Here is a 1431-nt window from a genome sequence, read left to right as displayed (position 1 = left end):
CTAATGCCAGTCAGTTAAGCTGACTGGCATTTTTCTTTTTATGGGGATACTTAGATGGTTTTGGCTTAACCCATCGGGGGTATCTTCTATCCTCTCGTCTAGCTGGAAGCTTAAATAAGACCAGTGTATTGAGTAAGTGCTGCCAGTGTATTGGAATGTTCCCTGGACTCATTATAGATACTGACGAGAAATACTGAATGACAGCCATCGAACTGCTAGAGAAACTAAGCTGGTTAGGCCATATCCCTGTAACTGTCGCCGCCATCGTCATTATTCTTCGTATTAAATTATAGGCGAGTAACACGCCCCATAGCTCCTGACGCACCATGTCTGGACGCTTGCTTCTTAAATGGTATGCGCTATCAAGCATGGTTTGTTTGATTTCTCTAAACCCAAGTTCTATCTCCCAACGATGACAATATAATTCAACAATTTCATTACCTGGATAACGCAATCTATCCGTCATCGAGGTTAATATACGGTAGCTTTTGCCCTTTATTGTTTTACTGATTAATCTCGCTTTAATCGTTTCAGGAACATCGGGAAAGTTTTTTTGTGCATGCTTTGTTGTTTTCAATTCAATGATATGGTCATTTTTACCCGCGCTGGAGATGATTTCATACTGTAAGTCGGGCCTTGCTGGTATCAGCCAGTGCCTCATCTTCCCAGTTTGGTGCCAACGATTTAACAGGCCTAAAGAATAATATCCTTTATCAAACATAGTCAGTGAATTATCTGGTGTACGTTCAATTAAACGCTCAGCTAATTTCATCTCGTTGGTTTTATAGTTATCAAACTCGCTACTGAGCAGTTGATGGCTGGTCAATTCCATATGACAGACCATGCGTATTTGAGGAAAGGCTGTATCACCGTATTGGTTGCTACCAGAAGAGAAGGCTTTACGATTATCAGGCGTGTCGGCTGTTCGCCACACAACACCGTCAACAGCTAATAGGTTCAAGCCATTCCATGTTTCGAATGACTGTTGCTTATACATTGATTGAGCAGATTTATTGAAAACGTGTTTAACGGAATCATCACCTAACCTTTGTCTCGCTTGTACCATCGCACTTGGAGCAACGAGTTGGTTCTTGCCAGGTAACATGATATCTAGCTTATTAGCGATATTCCAAACCGATTCTTTTCGAAACAATGCCATGCCAATAACTGACCACAAAACGGCCTCAAGCGGTAACCTTCGCTTACGAACGGTTGCAATCCCAGCTTGTTGAAAACCTTGTTCAATGATTTCAGGGTCAAGAATTTCTGATAATTTTTCAAAGGTATGGTATCGGCTGCTTTCTTCAAGTGTTGCTTGCAGTGCTTGTTCTATATTCACAAAAAAATCCGTAGTTAGTTTCCTAACTACGGATTTTGCATGATCGTTTGGATCGGTCAATCGGTCATTTTCTTAACTGATCGGCATTAGGC

General features: G+C 41.4%; 1 protein-coding gene. It reads right to left on the bottom strand.

The annotated features are described in order from the left end of the window. Positions 1-10: 10 nt before the first annotated feature. Positions 11-1339: an IS4 family transposase gene (locus tag CXF76_RS00670; protein WP_010554630.1), complete on the bottom strand. Its 1329-nt coding sequence runs from the start codon at positions 1337-1339 to the stop codon at positions 11-13. Positions 1340-1431 lie beyond the last annotated feature (92 nt).

Source organism: Pseudoalteromonas sp. 78C3 (assembly GCF_002836695.1).
In the GTDB taxonomy this organism is placed as follows: Bacteria; Pseudomonadota; Gammaproteobacteria; order Enterobacterales; family Alteromonadaceae; genus Pseudoalteromonas; species Pseudoalteromonas arctica.
Note: the sequence above shows the minus strand (reverse complement) of the source record. Positions and strands in the feature narration are given on the sequence as shown.